This is a genomic window from Variovorax jilinensis, assembly GCF_030316885.1.
GTDB classification, from domain to species: domain Bacteria; phylum Pseudomonadota; class Gammaproteobacteria; order Burkholderiales; family Burkholderiaceae_C; genus Variovorax; species Variovorax jilinensis.
On the sequence record NZ_JASZYQ010000003.1, the window covers coordinates 48,923 to 68,661 of the forward strand.

The following is a 19,739-nucleotide window of genomic DNA, read 5'->3' on the forward strand; positions in this document are numbered from 1 at the left end:
CCATGCAATTCGCCTCCCGACTCGACAACGTCGAGACCTCCGCCATCCGCGAACTCTTCAAGCTGCTCGGCACGCCCGGCATCATCAGCTTCGCGGGCGGCTTTCCCGACAGCGCGATGTTCGACGTCGACGGCATTCGCGAAGCGAGCAACCGCGCACTGGACGAGGAGCCCGGCGGCGCGCTGCAGTACGGCGCCACCGAAGGCTACGAGCCGCTTCGCCGCCAGCTGGCCGACTTCATGGGCACCAAGGGCGTCGAGGTCGAGCCCGCCGGCCTGATCGTCACCACCGGGAGCCAGCAGGCGCTCGACCTGCTCGGCAAGACGCTGATCTCGCCTGGCGACAAGGTGATCGTCGAAGGGCCGACCTTCCTGGCCACCATCCAGTGCTTCCGGCTCTACGGCGCGCAGCTCATCAGCGCGCCGGTCGACGCCGACGGCGTCAAGACCGACGAGCTCGAGCGCCTGATCGCCGAGCACAAGCCGAAGTTCGTCTACCTGATCCCCACCTTCGGCAACCCGAGCGGCGCGATGCTGAGCCTCGAGCGCCGCCGCAAGGTGCTCGACATGGCGGTCAAGTACCAGACGCTGATCGTCGAGGACGATCCCTACGGCGACCTGTACTTCGACCAGGCGCCGCCGCCTTCGATCATGTCGCTCACGAAGGAGGTGCCGGGCAGCCGCGAACTGGTCGCGCATTGCGGCAGTCTCAGCAAGGTGCTCAGCCCGGGCCTGCGCGTGGGCTGGATGATCGGTCCGGCCGAACTGCTCGCCAAGGCCACCATGTGCAAGCAGTTCAGCGATGCCCACACCAGCACCTTCGCGCAGGCCACTGCCGCGCAGTACCTCAAGAGCGGCCGCATGCCGGGCACGCTGGCGCGCGTGCGCGAGGTCTATGCCGAACGTGCGCAGGCCATGGGTGCGGCGCTCAGGAGCGAACTCGGCGACGCCATCACCTTCGAGCAACCCGGTGGCGGCCTGTTCTTCTGGGCCCGCCTGACGGGCGCCGGCGGCAAGGTGGCGGATGCCAACGTGTTCGCCAAGCGCGCGATCGAGAAGCTCGTGGCCTTCGTGCCCGGCGCGCCCTTCTTTGCCGAGAAGCCCGACGTCGCGACGCTGCGCCTGAGCTTCGCGACCGCCAACGTCGAGAAGATCCGCGAAGGCATCGCGCGGCTCGGCTCGGCGCTCTAGCCGACGTCCCGCGCGCGTCGGGGCGCGCGCCGCGCAGCCACGCGACTGACACATCGCTGTCGTCGCGGCGTCATCGGCCTCGCCTAACTTCGTGGGTTGAGTTTTTTCAACCCACGAAAGAAGCAACCGAATGAGCGCGAACCCACCGCAGATCCCCGCTGTCGACCCCGATGACATCGGCTACAACAAGACTTCGAATCCCTCCTTCAGCCAACTGATCGAAGGCCGTCTGAGCCGTCGCAACCTGTTCGGCCTGGGCGTCGGCAGTGCCAGCGTTGCGCTGCTGCAGGCCTGCGGCGGCGGCGGCAGCAACGGCTTCGTGCCGATCGCACCGGCACCGGCACCGAACCCAGCGCCCGCACCGGCCCCAGGACCGGCGCCCGCGCCCGCCCCTGCGGCCGCCAAGCTCGGCTTCAACGCCGTGCCCAAGAGCCTCGCCGACGTGGTCACGGTGCCGGCGGGCTACACCGCCACCGTGCTCTACCGCCTCGGCGACCCGATTGCCTCGGGCGTGCCGGCCTATCTCAACGACGGCACCGACGCACCCGAGACCTTCGACCGCCGTGCCGGTGACCACCACGACGGCATGACCTTCTTCGGCATCGATGCGTCGAACAAGTGGGCGCCCCAGGCCGCCGACCGCGGCCTGCTGGTGATGAACCACGAGGCCATCACGCCGCTGTTCCTGCACCCCGCGGGACAGACCATCGTCGGCACCGGCAATGCCGCCGTGCGCAGCGTCGCCGGAGAAGTGCAGCGCGAATTCTTCGTGCATGGCGTGAGCGTGATCGACGTGGCCAAGGAAGGCAGCACCTGGAGCTACAAGCCGGGCTCGAGCCTCAACCGCCGCGTCCACACGCTGACCGAGATGGCGTTCTCGGGTCCGGCCGCCAAGACCGACTACCTGAAGACCAAGTACTCGAGCGACGGCAGCAAGACGCGCGGCACGGTGAACAACTGCGCCAACGGCACCACGCCCTGGGGCACCTACCTGGCCTGCGAGGAGAACTGGGCCGGCTACTTCCGTCGCATTGCAGCGAACGACAACCCGAACCGGAGCGCCAAGGAGATTGCCGCCTTCACCCGCTACGGCGTCGCGGGCACCGGCCGCGAACTGTGGGCCACGGTCACGCCCGACACGGCCGACAACCAGTACGGCCGCTGGAACTGCGAGCTCGTCACCAGCGCCGCCGATGCGACCGCGGACTACCGCAATGGCGCCAACACCTACGGCTGGGTGGTCGAGATCGACCCCTTCGCGCCGGCCAGCACGCCGAAGAAGCGCACCGCGCTGGGCCGCTTCGGCCATGAGGGCGCCTGCCTCGGGCCGGTGGTGGTCGGCAAGCCGCTGGTCTGGTACATGGGCGACGATGCGCAGAACGAATACCTGTACAAGTTCGTCTCGACCCGCAACTGGGACGCGGCCGATGTCGGCGGCGGGATCGCCTCGGGCGACAAGTACATGGACGACGGCAAGCTCTATGTCGCTCGCTTCAACGCCGATGGCAGCGGCGACTGGCTCGAGCTCGCACTGGGCGTGAACGGCATCACCGCCGCCAACACGGCCTATGCCTTCAACGATGCGGCGGAGGTGCTGATCAACACGCGCCTTGCGGCCGATGCCGCCCGCGCGACCAAGATGGACCGGCCGGAGTGGACGGCGGTGAACCCGAAGAACGGCGAGATCTACCTGACGCTCACCAACAATTCGGCACGCGCAGTGACCGGCACCGATGCCGCCAACCCGCGCTCCTACAACGATCCCAAGGGCGCGGCCCAGACGGCGCAGAAGGGCAATCCGAACGGCCACGTCGTGCGCTTCGCGGACGCCGACGGCAACCCCGCCGCGACGCGCTTCAAGTGGGACGTGTACCTGTTCGGTGCGCGCTCCACGGCAGCAGCCGACGTCAACCTCTCGGGTCTGGTCGCCGACAACGACTTCTCCAGCCCCGACGGCATGTGGTTCAGCTCGGTGACCCCGGGCCTCCTGTGGCTGCAGACCGACGACGGAAAGTACACCGACGTCACCAACTGCATGATGCTCGCGGCGCTGCCGGGCCAGGTCGGCGACGGCGCGGCCAAAACCATCACCAACGTCGACGGCGCCGTCAGCGCCACGCAGGCGACCTTCGTGGGCAAGGCGCCGGGCACCGACGGCCTGCGTCGCTTCCTGGTCGGGCCGAAGGATTGCGAGATCACGGGTATCGCCGAGTCCGGCGACGGCCGTGCGATCTTCGTCAACATCCAGCACCCGGGCGAGACCACGGCCGCAGCCAGCATCACCGATCCGGCCAAGTTCGGCAGCCACTGGCCCGAAGGCGGCACGGCGCGCCCGCGCTCGGCCACGGTGGTGATCACGCGGGACGATGGCGGACTGATCGGGTTGTAGCCGGCGCCGGCGGGGCCCGGGTCGGGCCCCGGTCATGCCCCGGTCATGCCCCGGTCGTGCCGCTCAGGGTCGGGACAGCGCCTGCGCGAAGTCGTCGATCAGCTCGTCGGCCGGCTCCAGGCCCACCGAGACCCGCACCAGGCCGTCGGCGATGCCCATCTCGGCGCGCACGGCGGCGCCGGCTTCCCAGTAGATCGTGGGCGCGACCGGAATCACCAGCGTGCGGTTGTCGCCCATGCCGGTGGCCTTGATGGCCAGCTGCAGGCCGTCGAGGACAGCCGGCATGCGGGCGCTGTCGCGCAGCTCGAAGGCCAGCAGCCACGAGCCGGCCTTGAAGTGGCGCAGCGCGAGCGCATGCTGCGGGTGCGATTCGAGCATCGGGTAGTGCACGCGCTCGACCGCGGCGTGCGATTCGAGGAAGCGGGCCAGCGCGAGCGCCGAGGCGCTGGTCTGCGCCACGCGCAGCGACAGCGTCTCGGCGCCCAGCGCGATGCGGTGCGCCTGCTCGGGCGCGAGCGTGCCGCCCATGTCGCGCAGCGCCTTCTTGCGCAGTTGCTGCAGGCCCCACTGGCGCGGGTCCAGGCCGCGGTAGCTGTCGGCGATGTTCGGGTAGCCGCGCCAGTCGAAGAGGCCGGTGTCGGTGACCGCGCCGCCGAGCGCGGCGCCGTGGCCCGCAATGGTCTTGGTCAGCGAATTCACCACCAGCCCGGCGCCCACCGTGGCCGGCCGGAACAGCGCCGCCGAGGTGATCGTGTTGTCCACCACGTAGAGCAGGCCGTGCTCGCGGCACAGTGCGCCGATGGCGTCGAGGTCCGGCACCTGGGTGCCCGGATTGGCGATCGTCTCGACGAACACCATGCGGGTCTCGGGCCTGAGCGCCGCGCGCACTGCATCTACCGACGCCGCGTCGACCTTGTCGATCGCGACGCCGAGGCCGCCCAGCGTGCCGAACAGGCTGTTGGTGTTGCCGAAGACGTAGCGGCTCGAGACCAGGTGGTCGCCGGCCTTGAGCAGGGTCAGGAAGACCGCCGACAGCGCCGCCATGCCGCTCGCAAAGCAGATGCTGCCCAGGCCCTGCTCCAGCCCGGTGATCTTGGCCTCGAGCGCAGCCGTGGTCGGCGCGCCTTGCCGCGCGTAGTTGAAGCCGCCCTTGCGCGTGCCCTGGAAGACGCCGATCAGGTCCTCGGTGCGCTCGAAGCCGTACTGCACCGAGGTGTGGATCGGCTTGTGGATCGCGCCGTGCTCGACGCCGCCGCGGCGGTCGCCGTGGACGATGCCGGAGGGGCTGTCCGGCGGTGGTGGCTCGTGGTCGGCCATGACGCTCACCGGAACACTTCGAGCAGCCGGTCGAGTCCGCCTTCGTCGATCGCCACCATCGCCTGCTCTCGCACCCTGGGCTTGGCATGGAAGGCGACCGACAGGCCGGCCTCGGCCATCATCGGCAGGTCGTTCGCGCCGTCGCCGACCGCGATCGTCTCGGCGGTGGAGATGCCCAGCAGCGAGGCCACCTCGAGCAGCGTGCGGCGCTTCTCGGCGCCGTCGCAGATGTCGCCCCAGGCCTGCTGCACGACCCGACCCGTGAGCCGGCCGCCGGCCTCGTCGAGCAGGTTGGAGCGCGCGAAGTCGATGCCCAGGCGCTCCTTCACGCGGTTGGCGAAGAAGGTGAAGCCGCCCGACACCAGCAGCACCTTGAGGCCCGCCGCCTTGCAGGCGGAAACCAGCGCGTCGGCGCCCGGGTTGAGCTTCAGGCGCTGGTCGTAGACCTCCTGCAGCGCGCCCACCGGCACGCCCTGCAGCAGCGCCACGCGGCGCCGCAGGCTTTCCTTGAAGTCCTTGATCTCGCCGCGCATCGTGGCCTCGGTGATGGCAGCGACCTCGGCCTTCTTGCCGACCGCGTCGGCGATCTCGTCGATGCACTCGATGTTGATCAGCGTCGAATCCATGTCGAAGGCGATCAGCTTGAAGTCGGCCAGCGCCAGCGGCGGCGTGAAGCGCTGCACGACGAGTCCGGGCAGTGGTGGCAGGGAGGGCTGGGCGGTCATGCGGGCGTGGCTTCCTGTGTCTTGGGCTGGCCCAGGCTGCGCAGGACATCGCGCACCATCTGGGCCCGATCCTTGGGCTCCTTGAGTTCGCGCTCGATGCGCAGCTTCTCGTTGCCCGCGAGCTTGATGTGCTTGTTCTTCTGGATCAGGTGGAGGATGTTCATCGAATCGACCGGCGGGTCCTTCCTGAAGGTGATGTGGATCACGCCCGGCGCGGCGTCGACCTTGATGACGCCGTAGGGGCGCGCCAGCACGCGCAGGCGGTGGACGTCGATCAGCGTCTGGCCCTGCGGCGGCAGCTTGCCGAAGCGGTCGACGATCTCCTCGAGCAGGTGGTCGATCTGGTCGGGTGTCTTGGCGGTCGCCAGCTTCTTGTAGAACGACAGCCGCAGGTGCACGTCGCCGCAGTAGTCGTCGGGCAGCAGGGCCGGCGCATGCAGGTTGATCTCGGTCGTGACCGATAGCGGCGCGAGCAGGTCGGGTTCCTGCCCGGCCTTGAGCGAGCGCACCGCCTCGGCCAGCATCTCGTTGTAGAGCTGGAAGCCGATCTCCATCATGTTGCCGCTCTGGTTCTCGCCCAGCACCTCGCCGGCGCCGCGGATCTCCAGGTCGTGCATCGCGAGGTAGAAGCCCGAGCCCAGCTCTTCCATCTGCTGGATGGCGTCGAGGCGCTGCGCCGCCTGCTTGGTCAGCCCCTCGATGTCGGGCACCATGAGGTAGGCATAGGCCTGGTGGTGGCTGCGACCGACCCGCCCGCGCAGCTGATGCAGCTGCGCCAGGCCGAACTTGTCGGCGCGGCTCATCACGATGGTGTTGGCGCTCGGCACGTCGATGCCGGTCTCGATGATGGTCGAGCACAGCAGCAGGTTGTAGCGCTGGGCCACGAAGTCGCGCATCACGCGCTCCAGCTCGCGCTCGGGCATCTGGCCATGGGCCACCGCGATGCGGGCCTCGGGCAGTATCTCCTCGAGCTTCTGGCGCCGGTTCTCGATGGTCTCGACCTCGTTGTGCAGGAAGTAGACCTGGCCGCCGCGCTTGAGCTCGCGCAGCACCGCTTCGCGGATCACGCCGGTGCCCTCGTTGCGGACGAAGGTCTTGATCGCCAGCCGGCGCTGCGGCGCGGTTGCGATCACGCTCAGGTCGCGCAGGCCCTCGAGCGCCATGCCCAGCGTGCGCGGGATCGGCGTCGCGGTCAGCGTCAGCACGTCGACCTCGGCGCGCATGGCCTTCATCGCTTCCTTGTGGCGCACGCCGAAGCGATGCTCCTCGTCGATGATCAGCAGGCCCAGGTTCTTGAACTTGACCGATTGCGAGAGCAGCTTGTGGGTGCCGATCACGATGTCGACGCTGCCGTCGGCCAGGCCCTTGGCGGCGGCGGTGATCTCCTTCGCGGAGCGGAAGCGGCTCATCTCCGCCACCTTGACCGGCCACTTGGCGAAGCGATCGACCAGCGTCTGGAAGTGCTGCTCGGCCAGCAGCGTGGTGGGCGCCAGGAAGGCCACCTGCTTGCCGCCCGTGACCGCCACGAAGGCGGCGCGCAAGGCGACTTCGGTCTTGCCGAAGCCGACGTCGCCGCAGACCAGCCGGTCCATCGGCTGCGGCGAGATCAGGTCCTGGATCACGGCATGGATCGCGGCCTTCTGGTCGGCCGTCTCGTCGAAGCCGAAGTCGTTCGCGAACACCTCGTAGTCGGCAGCCGAGAAGCGGAAGGCATGGCCCTCGCGCGCCGCTCGCCGTGCGTAGATGTTGAGCAGCTCGGCGGCCGAGTCGCGCACCTGCTCGGCGGCTCGGCGCTTGGCCTTCTCCCACTGGCCCGAGCCCAGCTTGTGCAGCGGCGCCTCGTCGGCGCTCACGCCCGTGTAGCGGCTCACCAGGTGCAGCTGCGACACGGGCACGTAGAGCGTGGCCTTGTCGGCGTACTCGAGGTGCAGCATCTCCTGCAGCAGCGGCTTGCCCTCGGCGTCCTTGCCCTGGCCGAGGTCCATGTTGATGAGACCCCGGTAGCGGCCGATGCCGTGCGCCGAATGCACCACCGGATCGCCGATCGCGAGCTCGCTCAGGTCCTTGATCAGCGCCTCGACGTCGCTGACCTGTTCCTGCTTCTTGTTGCGCCGACGCGTGCTCGGCGCCGTGGCGAAGAGCTCGGTCTCGGTCACGAAATCGATCGCCTGCTCGCGCCACGCGAAGCCGGCCACCAGCGCCGCGGTCGCGATGCCGACCTTCTCGTCGCTCGCGGCCTCGAACTCGGCCAGCGAGTCGAAGGCCGGCGGGCTCACGCCGCTGGCGCGCAGGAAGTCGAGCAGGCTCTCGCGCCGGCCGTTGCTCTCGGCGATGACCAGCACGCGGTGCGGCGTCGCCGCGATGTGAGCCTTCAGCCGCACCAGCGGGTCGTCGGCGCCGCGCACCACTGCGAAGGGCGGCAGCAGGTCGAACTCGGCATAGGGCGGCGCATCGGCGTCGGCCTGCCCGCGGATCGCGAGCTGCGCGTGCGGCTTGGCGCGCTGGTAGAACTGCTCGGCATTGAGGAACAGGGCCTCGGGCGGCAGCGCCGGCCGCTCGGGATCGCCGCGCACCAGCCGGTAGCGCTCGGCCGTGTCCTGCCAGAAATGCTGGAACGCGGGTTCCAGTTCGCCGTGCATGACCACCGTGGCGTCGGCGCCCAGGTAGTCGAAGACCGTCGCGGTCTCCTCGAAGAAGAGCGGCAGGTAGTACTCGATGCCGGCCGTGGCGACGCCGTTGCCCATGTCCTTGTAGATGCGGCTGCGCGTCGGGTCGCCCTCGAGCAGCTCGCGCCAGCGGCTGCGAAAGCGCGCGCGGGCATCGTCGTCCATCGGGAACTCGCGCCCGGGCAGCAGCCGCACCTCGGGCACCGGGTAGAGGCTGCGCTGGGTGTCGGGGTCGAAGGTGCGGATCGAGTCGATCTCGTCGTCGAACAGGTCGACCCGGAACGGCACCGGCGAGCCCATCGGGAACAGGTCGATCAGGCCGCCGCGCACCGCGTACTCGCCGGGGCTCACGACCTGCGTCACGTGCGTGTAGCCGGCCAGCGTGAGCTGCGCCTTGAGCTTCGAATCCTGCAGCTTCTGGCCGCTCTTGAACTGGAAGGTGTAGCCGGCCAGGAAGGCCGGCGGTGCCAGCCGGTAGAGCGCGGTGGTCGCCGGCACCAGCACCACGTCGGCTTCCTTCTGGCTGATGCGCCAGAGCGTCGCCAGCCGTTCGCTGATCAGGTCCTGGTGCGGCGAGAAGGCGTCGTAGGGCAGGGTCTCCCAGTCGGGAAACAGCGCGCAACGCAGCTCCGGCGCGAAGAAGGCGACCTCGTCGATCAGCCGCTGGGCGTCGTTGGCGTCCGCGGTGAAGACCGCGGTGGCGCGGCCGGCGGCCTTCTCGCGTTCGGCCAGCCGGGCCAGCATCAGCGCGTCGGCCGACAGGGGAGGGCGCGGCAGCGTGAAGCGCTTGCCCGCCGTGAGGTGGGGGAGATCCATGGAATGCCTGGAGAAATGCAGCACACCCCGCGCCGGTCGGCGTGGGGTGTGCCAGGGCCGATTCTAGAATGGCAGCCCCTTCGTCGCTGGCCGCCTTCGCATCCATGTCCGCTTCCCGTCTCTACGTCGTGATCCCGTGCGCCGGCTCCGGCAGCCGCGCGGGTGGCGCGCTTCCCAAGCAATACCAGCGAATTGCAGGCCGGCCGATGGTCGAGCACACGCTCGAGGCCTTTCGCGCGCTGCCGGGTACCTTCGCGGGCCTGGCGCTCGTGGTGGCGCCCGCGGATTCCGAGGTCGGCGCCGTGCTGCCGCGCTTTCCTGCCCCCGGCGAGCACCTGCTGCGGGTCGGCGGTGCGACCCGTGCCGCGAGCGTGCGCAACGGCCTGCGCGCGCTGCGCGATCTCGGGGCCGGCGCCCATGACTGGGTGCTGGTGCACGATGCGGCCCGCTGTCTGGTCACGCCGAGCCAGATCGAGGCGCTGATCGCCGCCTGCCAGCACGACGCGGTGGGCGGGCTGCTCGCGCACCGGCTGGCCGACACCCTCAAGGTGGCTTCGCCCGAAGGCCGGGTCGCGAGCACGCCGACCCGCGCCGACAAGTGGCTGGCCCAGACGCCGCAGATGTTCCGCCTCGGCATCCTGCTCGACGCGCTCGAGCGCAGTGGCGACACGGTCACCGACGAAGCCAGCGCGATCGAGGCGATCGGCCTCGCGCCGCTGCTGGTGCCCGGCAGCGCCCAGAACTTCAAGCTCACGCAGGCCGAGGACTTCGCCCTCGCCGAGGCCGTGCTGCGCAGCCGGCGGAGCGTGCCATGAGCGGCTTTTCGATCCGTGTCGGCGAAGGCTGGGACGTCCACCAGCTCGTGGCGGGCCGCAAGCTGATCCTCGGCGGCATCGAGATCCCGCACGTCACCGGCCTGCTGGGCCATTCGGACGCCGACGTGCTGCTGCACGCCATCACCGATGCGCTGCTCGGCGCCGCCGGCTTGGGGGACATCGGCCGCCACTTCCCCGACACCGATGCGCAGTTCCGCGGCGCCGATTCCGCGGTGCTGCTGGCCGAGGCGGCCCGGCGCGTGCGCGCGGCAGGCTGGGCGCTCGGCAATGTCGATGCCACGGTGATTGCGCAGGCGCCCAAGCTCGCGCCGCATATCGGGGCCATGTGCCAGCGCATCGCCGACACGCTCGGCATCGCGGCCGACCAGGTCAACGTCAAGGCCAAGACCGCCGAGAAGCTCGGTCCCGTCGGCGAGGGCAGGGCGATGGAAGCACGCGCTGTGGTGCTGCTGCACCGCCAGCCCCAGCCGGGCCGGTAGCGCGCCCGGGTCGGCTTCTCAGGCCTTGCGGTGCCCCGACCCGGGAGCGGGCGGCGCGGCCTTTTCCTTCGCAGCGTCCGGGCCCGCCTTGGCCGCCGCAGCGCGCGGCATGCGGATATGGGCGGCCAGCCCGCGGCCCGGCGTGCTGGTGAGCGCGAAGGTGCCGCCCATGCGCTCGATGTTCTTGGTCACGATCGACAGCCCGAGCCCGGCTCCGGCCGCCGAGGTGCGCGCCGCATCGCCGCGGAAGAAGGGCTTGCTGAGCTGCGACAGCATCGCGGGCGCCACGCCCGCGCCGTGGTCGCGCACCTTGATCAGCACGGCATCGTTGTGCGCCTGGGCCTGGATCGTGATGTCGGCCACGCCGGTGGATGGCGTCTTGCCGTAGCGCCGCGCGTTCTCGATCAGGTTGGAGATCACGCGCTGTAGCTCGACCTCGTCGGCCATCACGCGCAGGTCGGACGGCACGTCGACCGTGATGTGGATGTCCTCGTGGTCCTGCACCGCGTAGCTGCAGGCGTCGATCACGTCGCGCAGCAACACCGGGCGGAAGTCCACGTGATCGGGCCGCGCGTAGTCGAGGAACTTGTCGATGATGGCGTCGAGCTGCGCGATGTCCGCAGCCATGTGGTCGCGCGCATCCTCGTCGGCCACGCTCATCTCGGTCTCGAGCCTGAGGCGGGCGAGCGGCGTGCGCAGGTCGTGCGAGATGCCGGCCAGCATCACGGCGCGGTCCTGCTCGATCTTGGCCAGCTGGTCGGCCATGCGGTTGAAGCCCACGTTGACGGCCCGGATCTCGTTGGTGCGGGCCCGCTCGTCGAGCCGGTGCGCCTCGTATTCGCCTTCGCGCACCTGCAGCGTGGCCTGCGACAGCTGCTTGAGCGGGCGGTTGATCAGCCGCGTGATCAGCGCCGCACCGGCCAGCGACAGCGCCATCGTGGTCGCGAGCCAGATCATCCAGGTGCGGCGGTCGAGCCGGCTGAAGCGGGTCGGATCGACCAGCAGCCAGTAGGTATCGCTCTCGATCGTGAAGCCGACCCAGAGGCCGGGCTCGTCGTTGACCCGGCTGGCCACGGTCGTGCCTTCGCCCAGCCGCGCGATCAGCTCCTCGGTCACGCGCTGGTCGAGCGCGCCGCTGGTGTAGGGCATGAAGCGGTCGCCCGGCTCGCGCGGCAGGATGCGCACGCCTTCCTGGTCGGCCAGCGTCTTGATCAGCGAGACCCGCGTGATGGCGTCCGAATACACCAGCGCCGCGCGCGTGAGATTCACGAGCGAGGCGATCTGGTGCGCGGTCTGGATCGCGCGCGGCTCGTACTCCAGCGCGCGGAAGGTCTGCAGCCAGGCCACCGTGCAGCCGACCAGCAGCAGCACGAGCAGGAAGAAGGTGCGCCAGAACAGGCTGAGCCCCAGGTGCAGCCGGGTCTTGCGGCGCCTCGGGCTCATGCCCAGCGGCGACGGCAGGGTGCCCTGTGTGCTGTCCTCGAGCGGGCTCGGCTGTGTGGTCTGGGGGCCGATGCTTGCGGCCACGGGCGTCAGCCGTTCAAGTCGTGCCGTCCGGCACGAACACGTAGCCCACGCCCCAGACGGTCTGGATGTAGCGTGGCGCCGCGGCGTCGGACTCGACCAGCTTGCGCAGGCGCGAGATCTGCACGTCGAGGCTGCGGTCGAAGGGCTCGAACTCCCGGCCGCGCGCCAGCTGGGCCAGCTTTTCGCGCGACAGCGGCTGGCGCGGATGGCGCACCAGTGCCTTCAGCATCGCGAATTCGCCCGTGGTGAGCGAGAGTTCCTCGCCGTCCTTCTTGAGCGTGCGCGAGCCCAGGTCGAAGCTGAAGGGGCCGAAGTTGACCGTCTCGTTGTCGGTCGAGGGCGCTCCGGGCGCCTCGAGCGGGGGCCGGCGCCGCAGCACCGCGTGCACGCGGGCCAGCAGCTCGCGCGGGTTGAAGGGCTTGCCGAGGTAGTCGTCCGCACCGACCTCGAGGCCCACGATGCGGTCCACGTCCTCGCCCTTGGCCGTGAGCATGATGATGGGCGTGCGGTCGTTCGCGGCACGCAGCCGGCGGCACACGGAGAGGCCGTCCTCGCCCGGCATCATCAGGTCGAGCACGATCAGGTCGACCGTGTCGCGCAGCAGGATGCGGTTGAGGGCCTTGCCGTCCTCGGCCACGATGACCTCGAATCCTTCCTGGGTCAGGTAGCGGCGCAGCAGGTCGCGGATGCGGGCGTCGTCGTCGACGATCACGATCTTGTCTGTGCGAGCAGGAGCTTGATTCATTTTCACAACACCGAATTTGTAACAGCGCCAATTCTGAAGCCGTTGTCGGTCCATTCGCTGGCTTTCTCTTCGGGGTTGACACTAAGTTACAAAACTTGCGACCCGTCTCGGTAGCGACGCCAAGGGCTTGCACGGCAGTGGCAAAGTCGATTTGTCGTCACTCACTGCCGCCATGAAATTCCAATTTCTCATGCTGTCCGCGCTGCTCGCGAGCGCGACCGCCCCGGCCTGGTCCGGTGCCGCCGCCGATTCGCTCGTGGCTGGCAGCGGTTCCGCCTCCGATGCGCGCGAAGCCAACCCCGGCCGGCGCCTGACGCAGGCCGAGCTGGCCCAGTTGCGCCAGCAGGTTCGCCAGCAATGGTTGCCCGCGCAGGACACGGTGCATTCGGCGGAATCGCAACCGGCCGAGCGCATGATGCCGGACGCATCCACCAAGGGTGCGTTGACCGCCCCGCGCAGCCAGCGGCCCTGAACGACCGCGGCCCGCCAGGGCTTTTTCGATTCGCTTTTCCAGGATTTCCGATTTGAACAACGTCAAGAGAATGGCGGCATGTGCCGTCCTGATCAGTGCCGGCGCTGCCGCCTGGGCCCAGACTGCCGTGCTGGCGCCCCCTCAGAACGTGCTGCAACTGTCGGCCAACGCCACGGTCGAGGTCCAGCAGGATCTGCTGAGCATGACGCTCAACACCACGCGCGAGGCTGCCGACGCCGGCACCGTGCAGACCCAGCTGCGGACAGCACTCGACGCCGCACTGGCCGAAGCCCGCAAGAGCGCCCAGCCGGGCCAGCTCGACGTGCGCACCGGCAATTTCAACCTCTCGCCGCGCTACAGCCGAGACGGCAAGATGACCGGATGGCGCGGCACCGCGGAGCTGGTGCTCGAAGGCCGTGATTTCCCGCGCATCACGCAGACCGCGGCGCGCATCAGCACGCTGACGATCGCCAACGTCGGTTTCGGCCTGAGCCGAGAGCAGCAGTCCAAGACCGAGACCGAGGCCCAGGCGGTCGCGATCGACAACTTCAGGCAGCGTGCCGACGAACTGGCCAGGCGCTTCGGCTTCAGCGGCTTCACGCTGCGCGAGGTGGCGGTCAACGCCCATCTCGGCGGCCCGGTGCAGCCGCGCATGATGGCGATGGACGCCATGGCCAAGTCTTCGGCAGATGCGCCGCCGGTGCCGATCGAGGCCGGCAAGGCCAACGTGGTCGTCAACGTCTCCGGCTCGGTGCAGCTGAAATAGGGCCTGGCGCTACTGCGCGGTCCAGCCGCCGTCGACCTGCCAGGCGACACCGCGCACCTGGTCGGCCGCCGGCGAGCACAGGAACACCGCGAGCCCGGCCAGTTGCTCGACCGTCGTGAATTGCAGCGAAGGCTGCTTTTCGCCGAGCAGTTCGTTCTGCGCCTGCAGCACCGAAATGCCTTCGCGCGCCGCGCGGTCGTCGATCTGCTTTTGCACAAGTGCGGTCAGCACCCAGCCGGGGCAGATCGCGTTGCTCGTGATGCCGGTGGTGGCGGTTTCCAGGGCCACGGACTTCGTGAAGCCCACGATGCCGTGCTTGGCGGCCACGTAGGCCGATTTCTGGGCCGAGGCGACCAGGCCGTGCGCGGATGCGATGTTGATGATGCGGCCCCAGTTGGCTTCGCGCATCGCGGGAACGGCGAGGCGCGTGGTGTGGAAGGCGCTGGTGAGGTTGATCGCGATCACGGCGTCCCAGCGCTCGGTCGGGAAGTCCTCGACCTTGGCGACGTGCTGGATGCCGGCGTTGTTGACCAGCACGTCGATGCGGCCGAAGCGCTCGGCCGCGAACCTCATCATGTCCTCGATCTCGGCGGGCTTGCTCATGTCGGCCCCGTGATGTTCGACCGCGACGCCGAGTGCCTCGACCTCGGCCTTGGCCGCGCCGGCGTCGCCGAATCCGTTGAGGACGAGGTTGGCACCCTGGGCGGCCAGTGCCTTCGCGATGCCGAGCCCGATGCCGCTGGTGGACCCCGTGACGAGGGCGGATTTGCCTTTGAGCATGATGTGACTATCTCCGAATGAATTAGGATGCTGCGAGCCGATTATCTTCACCGCGAACCCGCCTGTTTCCCCATGACCGAGACCGTCCTTCCTCACGTTGCGCGTGATGCTTGCCGGTCCGCCGGGCGGCGCTCGCCGCGCTGGCGGAAGCAGCCGTGAAGCGCGAACAGTCCAACCTCCACGTGCCCGCGCCGTCCGAGTCGCTGGTGGTCGACTATCCCTTGTCGGCCGCCACCACCGAGCGCACGCCCGTGATGGAGAACATGCTCGCGCGGGCCCGTGCCTTCGCCGAGCCCCTGATCGCCGACGAGATGCTCGACACGGGCGAGAACACGCTCGCGCATGCCGATGCGGTGTCGGCCATCGTGCGCGCCATGGGCGGCTCCGAGGCCATGCAGGCGGCCAGCTACCTGGTCTATTCGTGCCAGCACCTGAACCGGCCGCAGGAGGTGATTGCCAAGGTCTTCGGCGAGAACTTCGCCGCGCTCGCGGTCGAGACCACCAAGCTGGTCCACGTGCAGAAGCAGGCCCGCTCGGCCACCGCCAGCGTGCACGCCGATGGCGCCGGCACCCAGCAGACCGAAAACGTGCGCAAGATGCTGCTCGCGTTCTCGCGCGACCTGCGCGTCGTGATGCTGCGGCTTGCCTCGAGGCTCCAGACCCTGCGCTACGCCGCCGCCAGCAAGCGCCCTCTGCCCGAGAACGTGGCGCGCGAATCGCTGCAGGTGTTCGCGCCGCTGGCCAACCGGCTCGGCATCTGGCAGGTCAAGTGGGAGATCGAGGACCTCTCTTTCCGCTTCCTCGAACCCGAGACCTACAAGCTCATCGCCCGGCTGCTCGACGAGAAGCGCATCGAGCGCGAAGGCTACGTCGAGCAGCTGCGCACCCGGCTCGAACGCGAGCTCGCCGCCGAAGGCATCAAGGCCACGGTGCAGGGTCGGCCCAAGAACATCTACAGCATCGTCAAGAAGATGCGCGGCAAGTCGCTCGACTTCGCGCAGGTCTTCGACATCATGGCGCTGCGCGTCGTGGTGGCCGACGTCAAGGACTGCTACGCGGCGCTGGCCTGGGTGCATTCGCACTTCCAGCCGATCGACGAGGAATTCGACGACTACATCGCGCGGCCCAAGCCCAACGGCTACCAGTCGCTGCACACCGTGGTGCGCAGCGTGGTCGACGGCCAGGTCGGCAAGCCGATCGAGATCCAGATCCGCACCGAGGAGATGCACGACCATGCCGAGCACGGCGTGGCCGCGCACTGGGCCTACAAGGAGGCCGGCCACAAGGGCTACGCAGGCGTCTGGGCCAGCGGCGAATACGACGCCAAGATCGCGGTGCTGCGCCAGCTGCTGGCGTGGGAGCGCGACCTGCTGGGCGGCCAGCGCGGGCAGGGCCTGTTCGACGACCGCATCTACGTGCTCACGCCCGACGCGGCGATCGTCGAGCTGCCGCAGGGCGCGACCGCGGTCGACTTCGCCTACACGGTGCACACCAGCCTCGGTCACCGCTGTCGCGGCGCGCGCGTGGACGGCGCCATGGTGCCGCTCAACACCCCGCTGCAGAACGGCCAGACGGTCGAGATCATGGCGGCCAAGGAAGGCGGACCGTCGCGCGACTGGCTCAACGCCGATCTCGGCTATCTCGCGAGCCACCGTGCGCGCGCCAAGGTGCGCGCCTGGTTCAACGCCCAGATCACGCACGAGACCGTGGCGCGCGGCCGCGAAGCGGTCGAGAAGCTGCTGCAGCGCGAGGGCAAGACGGCGCTCAAGCTCGACGACCTGGCGTCGCAGCTCGGCTTCAAGTCGGCCGACCACCTGTTCGAGGTGGTGGGCAAGGACGAGTTCTCGCTGCGCAACATCGAGATGCTGCTGCGTCCGCCCGAGCCGGTGCCGGGCCCCGACGACGGCGTCATCATCAAGAAGTCGCGCGGCAGCGAGCAGGCCGGCCGAGGTGGCGTGCTGGTGGTGGGCGTGTCGTCGCTCATGACGCAGCTGGCCAAGTGCTGCAAGCCGGCGCCGCCCGATGCGATCCGCGGCTTCGTCACCAAGGGCCACGGCGTCAGCGTGCACCGCGCGGACTGCAGCAACTTTCGCACGATGTCGGCGCAGAACGCCGAACGCGTCATCGACGTCGAATGGGGCGCACCGAAGGCCGATGCGGGCTCGGTCTATGCGGTCGACGTGGCTGTGGAGGCCGCGGACCGTCAAGGCCTGCTGCGCGACATCTCGGACGTCTTCACGCGCGAGAAGATGAACGTGATCGGCGTGCAGACCCAGTCCGTCAAGGGAACGGCGTGGATGACCTTCACGGTCGAGATCGCCGACGCCACGCGCCTCAAGCAGGTGCTCGCGATCGTTGCGGCGGTGGCCGGTGTGCGTTCTGCACGACGCCGCTGAAAAAGGGCGCTCGCAGCCTGCTATACTTCGGCCTCTCGAATACAACCTCAGGCGCGTAGCTCAGCTGGTTAGAGCACCACCTTGACATGGTGGGGGTCGTTGGTTCGAGTCCAATCGCGCCTACCAGATTTTCCCTCCGAGAGTGACCAGCTCTCGGACCTTCGGGAACATCGACATGGAGATCAGATCTCCTGAACAGCCTGAACTGACGTCGTCAGTTCAGGCTTTTTTCATTTGTGCACTGAAGCGCGCCGCGATTCAGAGGCGGTCGGCGCCGACACAACGCCGAAGCACCGATCGCAGCCATCGGTTGCCTGCATCGTTGTCGTTGTCAGCGTGCCAGTACAGATAGCCGTCCAGCGACGAGAAGGGGGCAGGCACGGGCAGGATCTGGTTGTCGAACTGCCGGTTGACCCCATGCGCGTGGCTCTCGGGCATCGTGAGGATCAGGTCGGTCAGCGATACGGCATGGCAGGCCGCCGAGAAGTGCTGGCAGCGCAGCGTCACATGCCGATCCAGGCCCAGGCGCCGCAGTTCCGCGTCCTCGAAGCCGGGCCCGCGGGGGCGTGAGGTCACGAGCACATGGCGTTGTGCCAGATAGGTCTGCAGGTCGATGCTGCCGCGGATCGCCGGATGCCCGTTGCGGGCGACCACCACCATGCGGTCCCTGATGATGTGCGCGAACCTGATGTTCTCCGACATCGGCAGCAGCACGTCGATTGCCAGATCCATCGTGCCGCTGGACAGCCCGGCCTCGAGGGTGCGCCGGCGATACGGGATGCTCGACAACCGCGCGTCTGGCGCCTCCTGCGCGACCGTGCACATGAGCACAGGCATCACGGTCGAATCCATGAGGTCGGGCAGGCCGATGACGAAGTGCTTGCGCGACGAGGAGGGGTCGAAATCCCGGGCATCGCTGAGCAGGCCGCCGAGCGAGCGCAGCGATTCGCGCAGCGGGCCGATCACGCGCAGGGTCAGCGCCGTCGGCACCATCCGGTGGCCCTGCAGCTCGAACAGGGGGTCGTTGAACAGGTCGCGCAGCCGGCGCAGGGCATGGCTGATGGTCGGCTGCGTCAGATGCAGTTTCTCGGCAGCCAGCGTGATGCCGCCTTCGGTATAGATGGCATCGAGCACGACGAGAAGGTTGAGATCGACTCTCGACAGGGGCAGCATGACCGCTTCATTATGGGTTGCCCGTTGCCACGCCTCCCGGCGCGCTGCCTGCATCGACGGCCGTCATGTTCCGCATGCAGACTGTTCATGCAAGAGGCGCCCGCCACGCTTGGGAATTGGGCACCATTCGGACTGCGGCGAGCGTTGGGCTGCGCCGCATCGACGCGTCGGATGCCTGCCCTCCCGGCAGGCGCCGCCTGAAACGGAGACACCATGGATTTCGAGTACAGCCCCCGCGTGCGGGAATTGAGCCAGCGCCTGCAGTCCTTCATGGACGAGCACATCTATCCCAACGAGAAGCGCCATGCCGAAGAGGCGCATCGATCCTTCCTCGATGCCTCGGGCGGTGGCGGCCGATACACGGGCCTGCCGCTGCTGGAAGAACTCAAGCCCAAGGCGCGCGCCGCCGGCCTGTGGAACCTGTTCCTGCCGGGCGAGGAACACGGTGCGGGCCTGACGAACCTCGAGTACGCGCCGCTCTGCGAGATCATGGGCCGGCGCTACTGGAGCGCGGAGGCCTTCAACTGCAGCGCCCCCGATACCGGCAACACCGAGGTGATCGAGCGCTACGGCTCGCCCGAGCAGAAGGCGCGCTGGCTCCAGCCCCTGCTGGAGGGCGAGATCCGCTCGGCCTTCGCGATGACCGAGCCTGCCGTGGCCTCCTCGGACGCCACCAACATCAGCACGCGCATCGAACGCCAGGGCGACGAATATGTCATCAACGGACGCAAGTGGTACATCACCGGGGCCATGAACGAGCGCTGCAAGCTCTTCATCCTGATGGGCAAGAGCGACCCACAGAACCCGGACCGCCATCGCCAGCAATCGATGATCATCGTGCCGGCCGATACGCCCGGCATCACGGTGGTTCGCGACATGGCGCTGGTCAATCACTACGACGCGCCGTTCGGCCATCCGGAGGTGAGCTTCGACAACGTGCGGGTACCCGCGGGCAACATCCTGCTGGGGGAAGGCCGCGGCTTCGAGATCGCTCAGGGACGGCTGGGCCCGGGACGCATCCATCACTGCATGCGCATGATCGGCATGGCCGAGTCGGCGCTCGAGATGATGTGCGAGCGCGCCGTTTCGCGCGTGGCCTTCGGCAAGCCGCTGGCGGAGCAGGGTGTATGGCGCGAGCGCATCGCCCGGGCGCGCATGCTCATCGACCAGGCGCGCTGGATGGTGCTTCACGCCGCCTGGCGAATGGACACCGTGGGCAACAAGGTGGCGGCCAAGGAGATCGCGATGATCAAGGTCATCGCCCCGAACAACTGCATCCAGGTCATCGACGACGCGATGCAGGCCTTCGGCGCGATGGGCCTGAGCCAGGACACGCACCTGGTCAGCTTCTGGGCCTATGCGCGCCACCTGCGGGTGGCCGATGGCCCCGACGAGGTCCACCGCAACGCGGTCGCCAAGCAGGAGTTGGGGCGCTATCGGCCCAAGGCCGGTTGAATGCTCG

At 68.8% G+C, this 19,739-nt stretch carries 15 protein-coding genes and 1 tRNA gene; 9 read left to right on the forward strand and 7 right to left on the reverse strand.

Going from position 1 to position 19,739, the window contains the following annotated elements; all coding sequences use genetic code 11:
• Positions 1–2 precede the first annotated feature (2 nt).
• Positions 3–1,190, forward strand: a complete 1,188-nt coding sequence (locus QTH87_RS11760; RefSeq protein WP_286609140.1) for an aminotransferase-like domain-containing protein — start codon at positions 3–5, stop codon at positions 1,188–1,190.
• Positions 1,191–1,320: 130 nt separating this feature from the next.
• On the forward strand, positions 1,321–3,579 hold the full coding sequence (locus QTH87_RS11765; RefSeq protein ID WP_286609142.1) for a PhoX family protein: 2,259 nt from the start codon (positions 1,321–1,323) through the stop codon (positions 3,577–3,579).
• 63 nt (positions 3,580–3,642) lie between these two features.
• Here QTH87_RS11765 and QTH87_RS11770 read toward each other — a convergent pair whose 3' ends face one another.
• From QTH87_RS11770 to mfd, 3 genes are read right to left on the reverse strand one after another with little or no spacing between them, the layout of a single operon-like run.
• Positions 3,643–4,896, reverse strand: coding sequence for a cystathionine gamma-synthase family protein (locus QTH87_RS11770; protein ID WP_286609143.1), 1,254 nt, complete (start codon positions 4,894–4,896; stop codon positions 3,643–3,645).
• A 5-nt stretch (positions 4,897–4,901) separates the two neighbouring features.
• A complete protein-coding gene (serB, locus tag QTH87_RS11775) occupies positions 4,902–5,621 on the reverse strand; it encodes a phosphoserine phosphatase SerB (protein ID WP_286609144.1) in 720 nt (239 codons plus the stop codon).
• Positions 5,618–9,103, reverse strand: a complete 3,486-nt coding sequence (gene mfd / locus QTH87_RS11780; RefSeq protein ID WP_286609146.1) for a transcription-repair coupling factor — start codon at positions 9,101–9,103, stop codon at positions 5,618–5,620. The genes serB and mfd overlap by 4 nt, the downstream gene beginning before the upstream one ends.
• A gap of 104 nt (positions 9,104–9,207) precedes the next feature.
• Between mfd and ispD the strand changes: the two genes are divergently transcribed.
• Entirely contained in the window at positions 9,208–9,918 is a 711-nt protein-coding gene (ispD, locus tag QTH87_RS11785) for a 2-C-methyl-D-erythritol 4-phosphate cytidylyltransferase (protein WP_286609148.1), read from the forward strand.
• Positions 9,915–10,418, forward strand: a complete 504-nt coding sequence (gene ispF / locus QTH87_RS11790) for a 2-C-methyl-D-erythritol 2,4-cyclodiphosphate synthase (RefSeq protein WP_286609149.1) — start codon at positions 9,915–9,917, stop codon at positions 10,416–10,418. The genes ispD and ispF overlap by 4 nt, the downstream gene beginning before the upstream one ends.
• Positions 10,419–10,436: 18 nt before the next feature.
• Here the strand turns inward: ispF and QTH87_RS11795 are convergent, their stop codons facing one another.
• Positions 10,437–11,861 (reverse strand): sensor histidine kinase family protein, encoded by a 1,425-nt coding sequence (locus QTH87_RS11795; RefSeq protein WP_286610365.1) that lies wholly within the window; start codon positions 11,859–11,861, stop codon positions 10,437–10,439.
• A 97-nt stretch (positions 11,862–11,958) separates the two neighbouring features.
• A complete protein-coding gene (ompR, locus tag QTH87_RS11800) occupies positions 11,959–12,690 on the reverse strand; it encodes an osmolarity response regulator transcription factor OmpR (protein ID WP_028250078.1) in 732 nt (243 codons plus the stop codon).
• A gap of 172 nt (positions 12,691–12,862) precedes the next feature.
• Here ompR and QTH87_RS11805 point away from each other — a divergent pair, with 172 nt between their 5' ends.
• The gene (locus tag QTH87_RS11805; RefSeq protein WP_286609151.1) at positions 12,863–13,162 is read left to right on the forward strand and encodes a hypothetical protein; all 300 of its coding nucleotides are present in this window, start codon (positions 12,863–12,865) and stop codon (positions 13,160–13,162) included.
• Positions 13,163–13,232: 70 nt separating this feature from the next.
• Positions 13,233–13,928, forward strand: coding sequence for an SIMPL domain-containing protein (locus tag QTH87_RS11810; RefSeq protein WP_286610367.1), 696 nt, complete (start codon positions 13,233–13,235; stop codon positions 13,926–13,928).
• Between the two features lie 9 nt (positions 13,929–13,937).
• Here QTH87_RS11810 and QTH87_RS11815 read toward each other — a convergent pair whose 3' ends face one another.
• Complete coding sequence (locus QTH87_RS11815) at positions 13,938–14,708, reverse strand: 3-hydroxybutyrate dehydrogenase (protein ID WP_286609152.1); 771 nt, start codon at positions 14,706–14,708, stop codon at positions 13,938–13,940.
• A gap of 254 nt (positions 14,709–14,962) precedes the next feature.
• On the opposite strand from QTH87_RS11815, the gene QTH87_RS11820 reads away from it, so the two are divergent.
• The gene (locus QTH87_RS11820; protein WP_286610369.1) at positions 14,963–17,104 is read left to right on the forward strand and encodes a RelA/SpoT family protein; all 2,142 of its coding nucleotides are present in this window, start codon (positions 14,963–14,965) and stop codon (positions 17,102–17,104) included.
• Positions 17,105–17,153: 49 nt separating this feature from the next.
• Positions 17,154–17,230, forward strand: a tRNA-Val gene (locus QTH87_RS11825).
• A gap of 132 nt (positions 17,231–17,362) precedes the next feature.
• Here QTH87_RS11825 and QTH87_RS11830 read toward each other — a convergent pair.
• Positions 17,363–18,277, reverse strand: a complete 915-nt coding sequence (locus QTH87_RS11830) for a LysR family transcriptional regulator (RefSeq protein WP_286609154.1) — start codon at positions 18,275–18,277, stop codon at positions 17,363–17,365.
• A 213-nt stretch (positions 18,278–18,490) separates the two neighbouring features.
• Here QTH87_RS11830 and QTH87_RS11835 point away from each other — a divergent pair, with 213 nt between their 5' ends.
• Positions 18,491–19,732: an acyl-CoA dehydrogenase family protein gene (locus QTH87_RS11835; protein WP_286609155.1), complete on the forward strand. Its 1,242-nt coding sequence runs from the start codon at positions 18,491–18,493 to the stop codon at positions 19,730–19,732.
• Positions 19,733–19,739 lie beyond the last annotated feature (7 nt).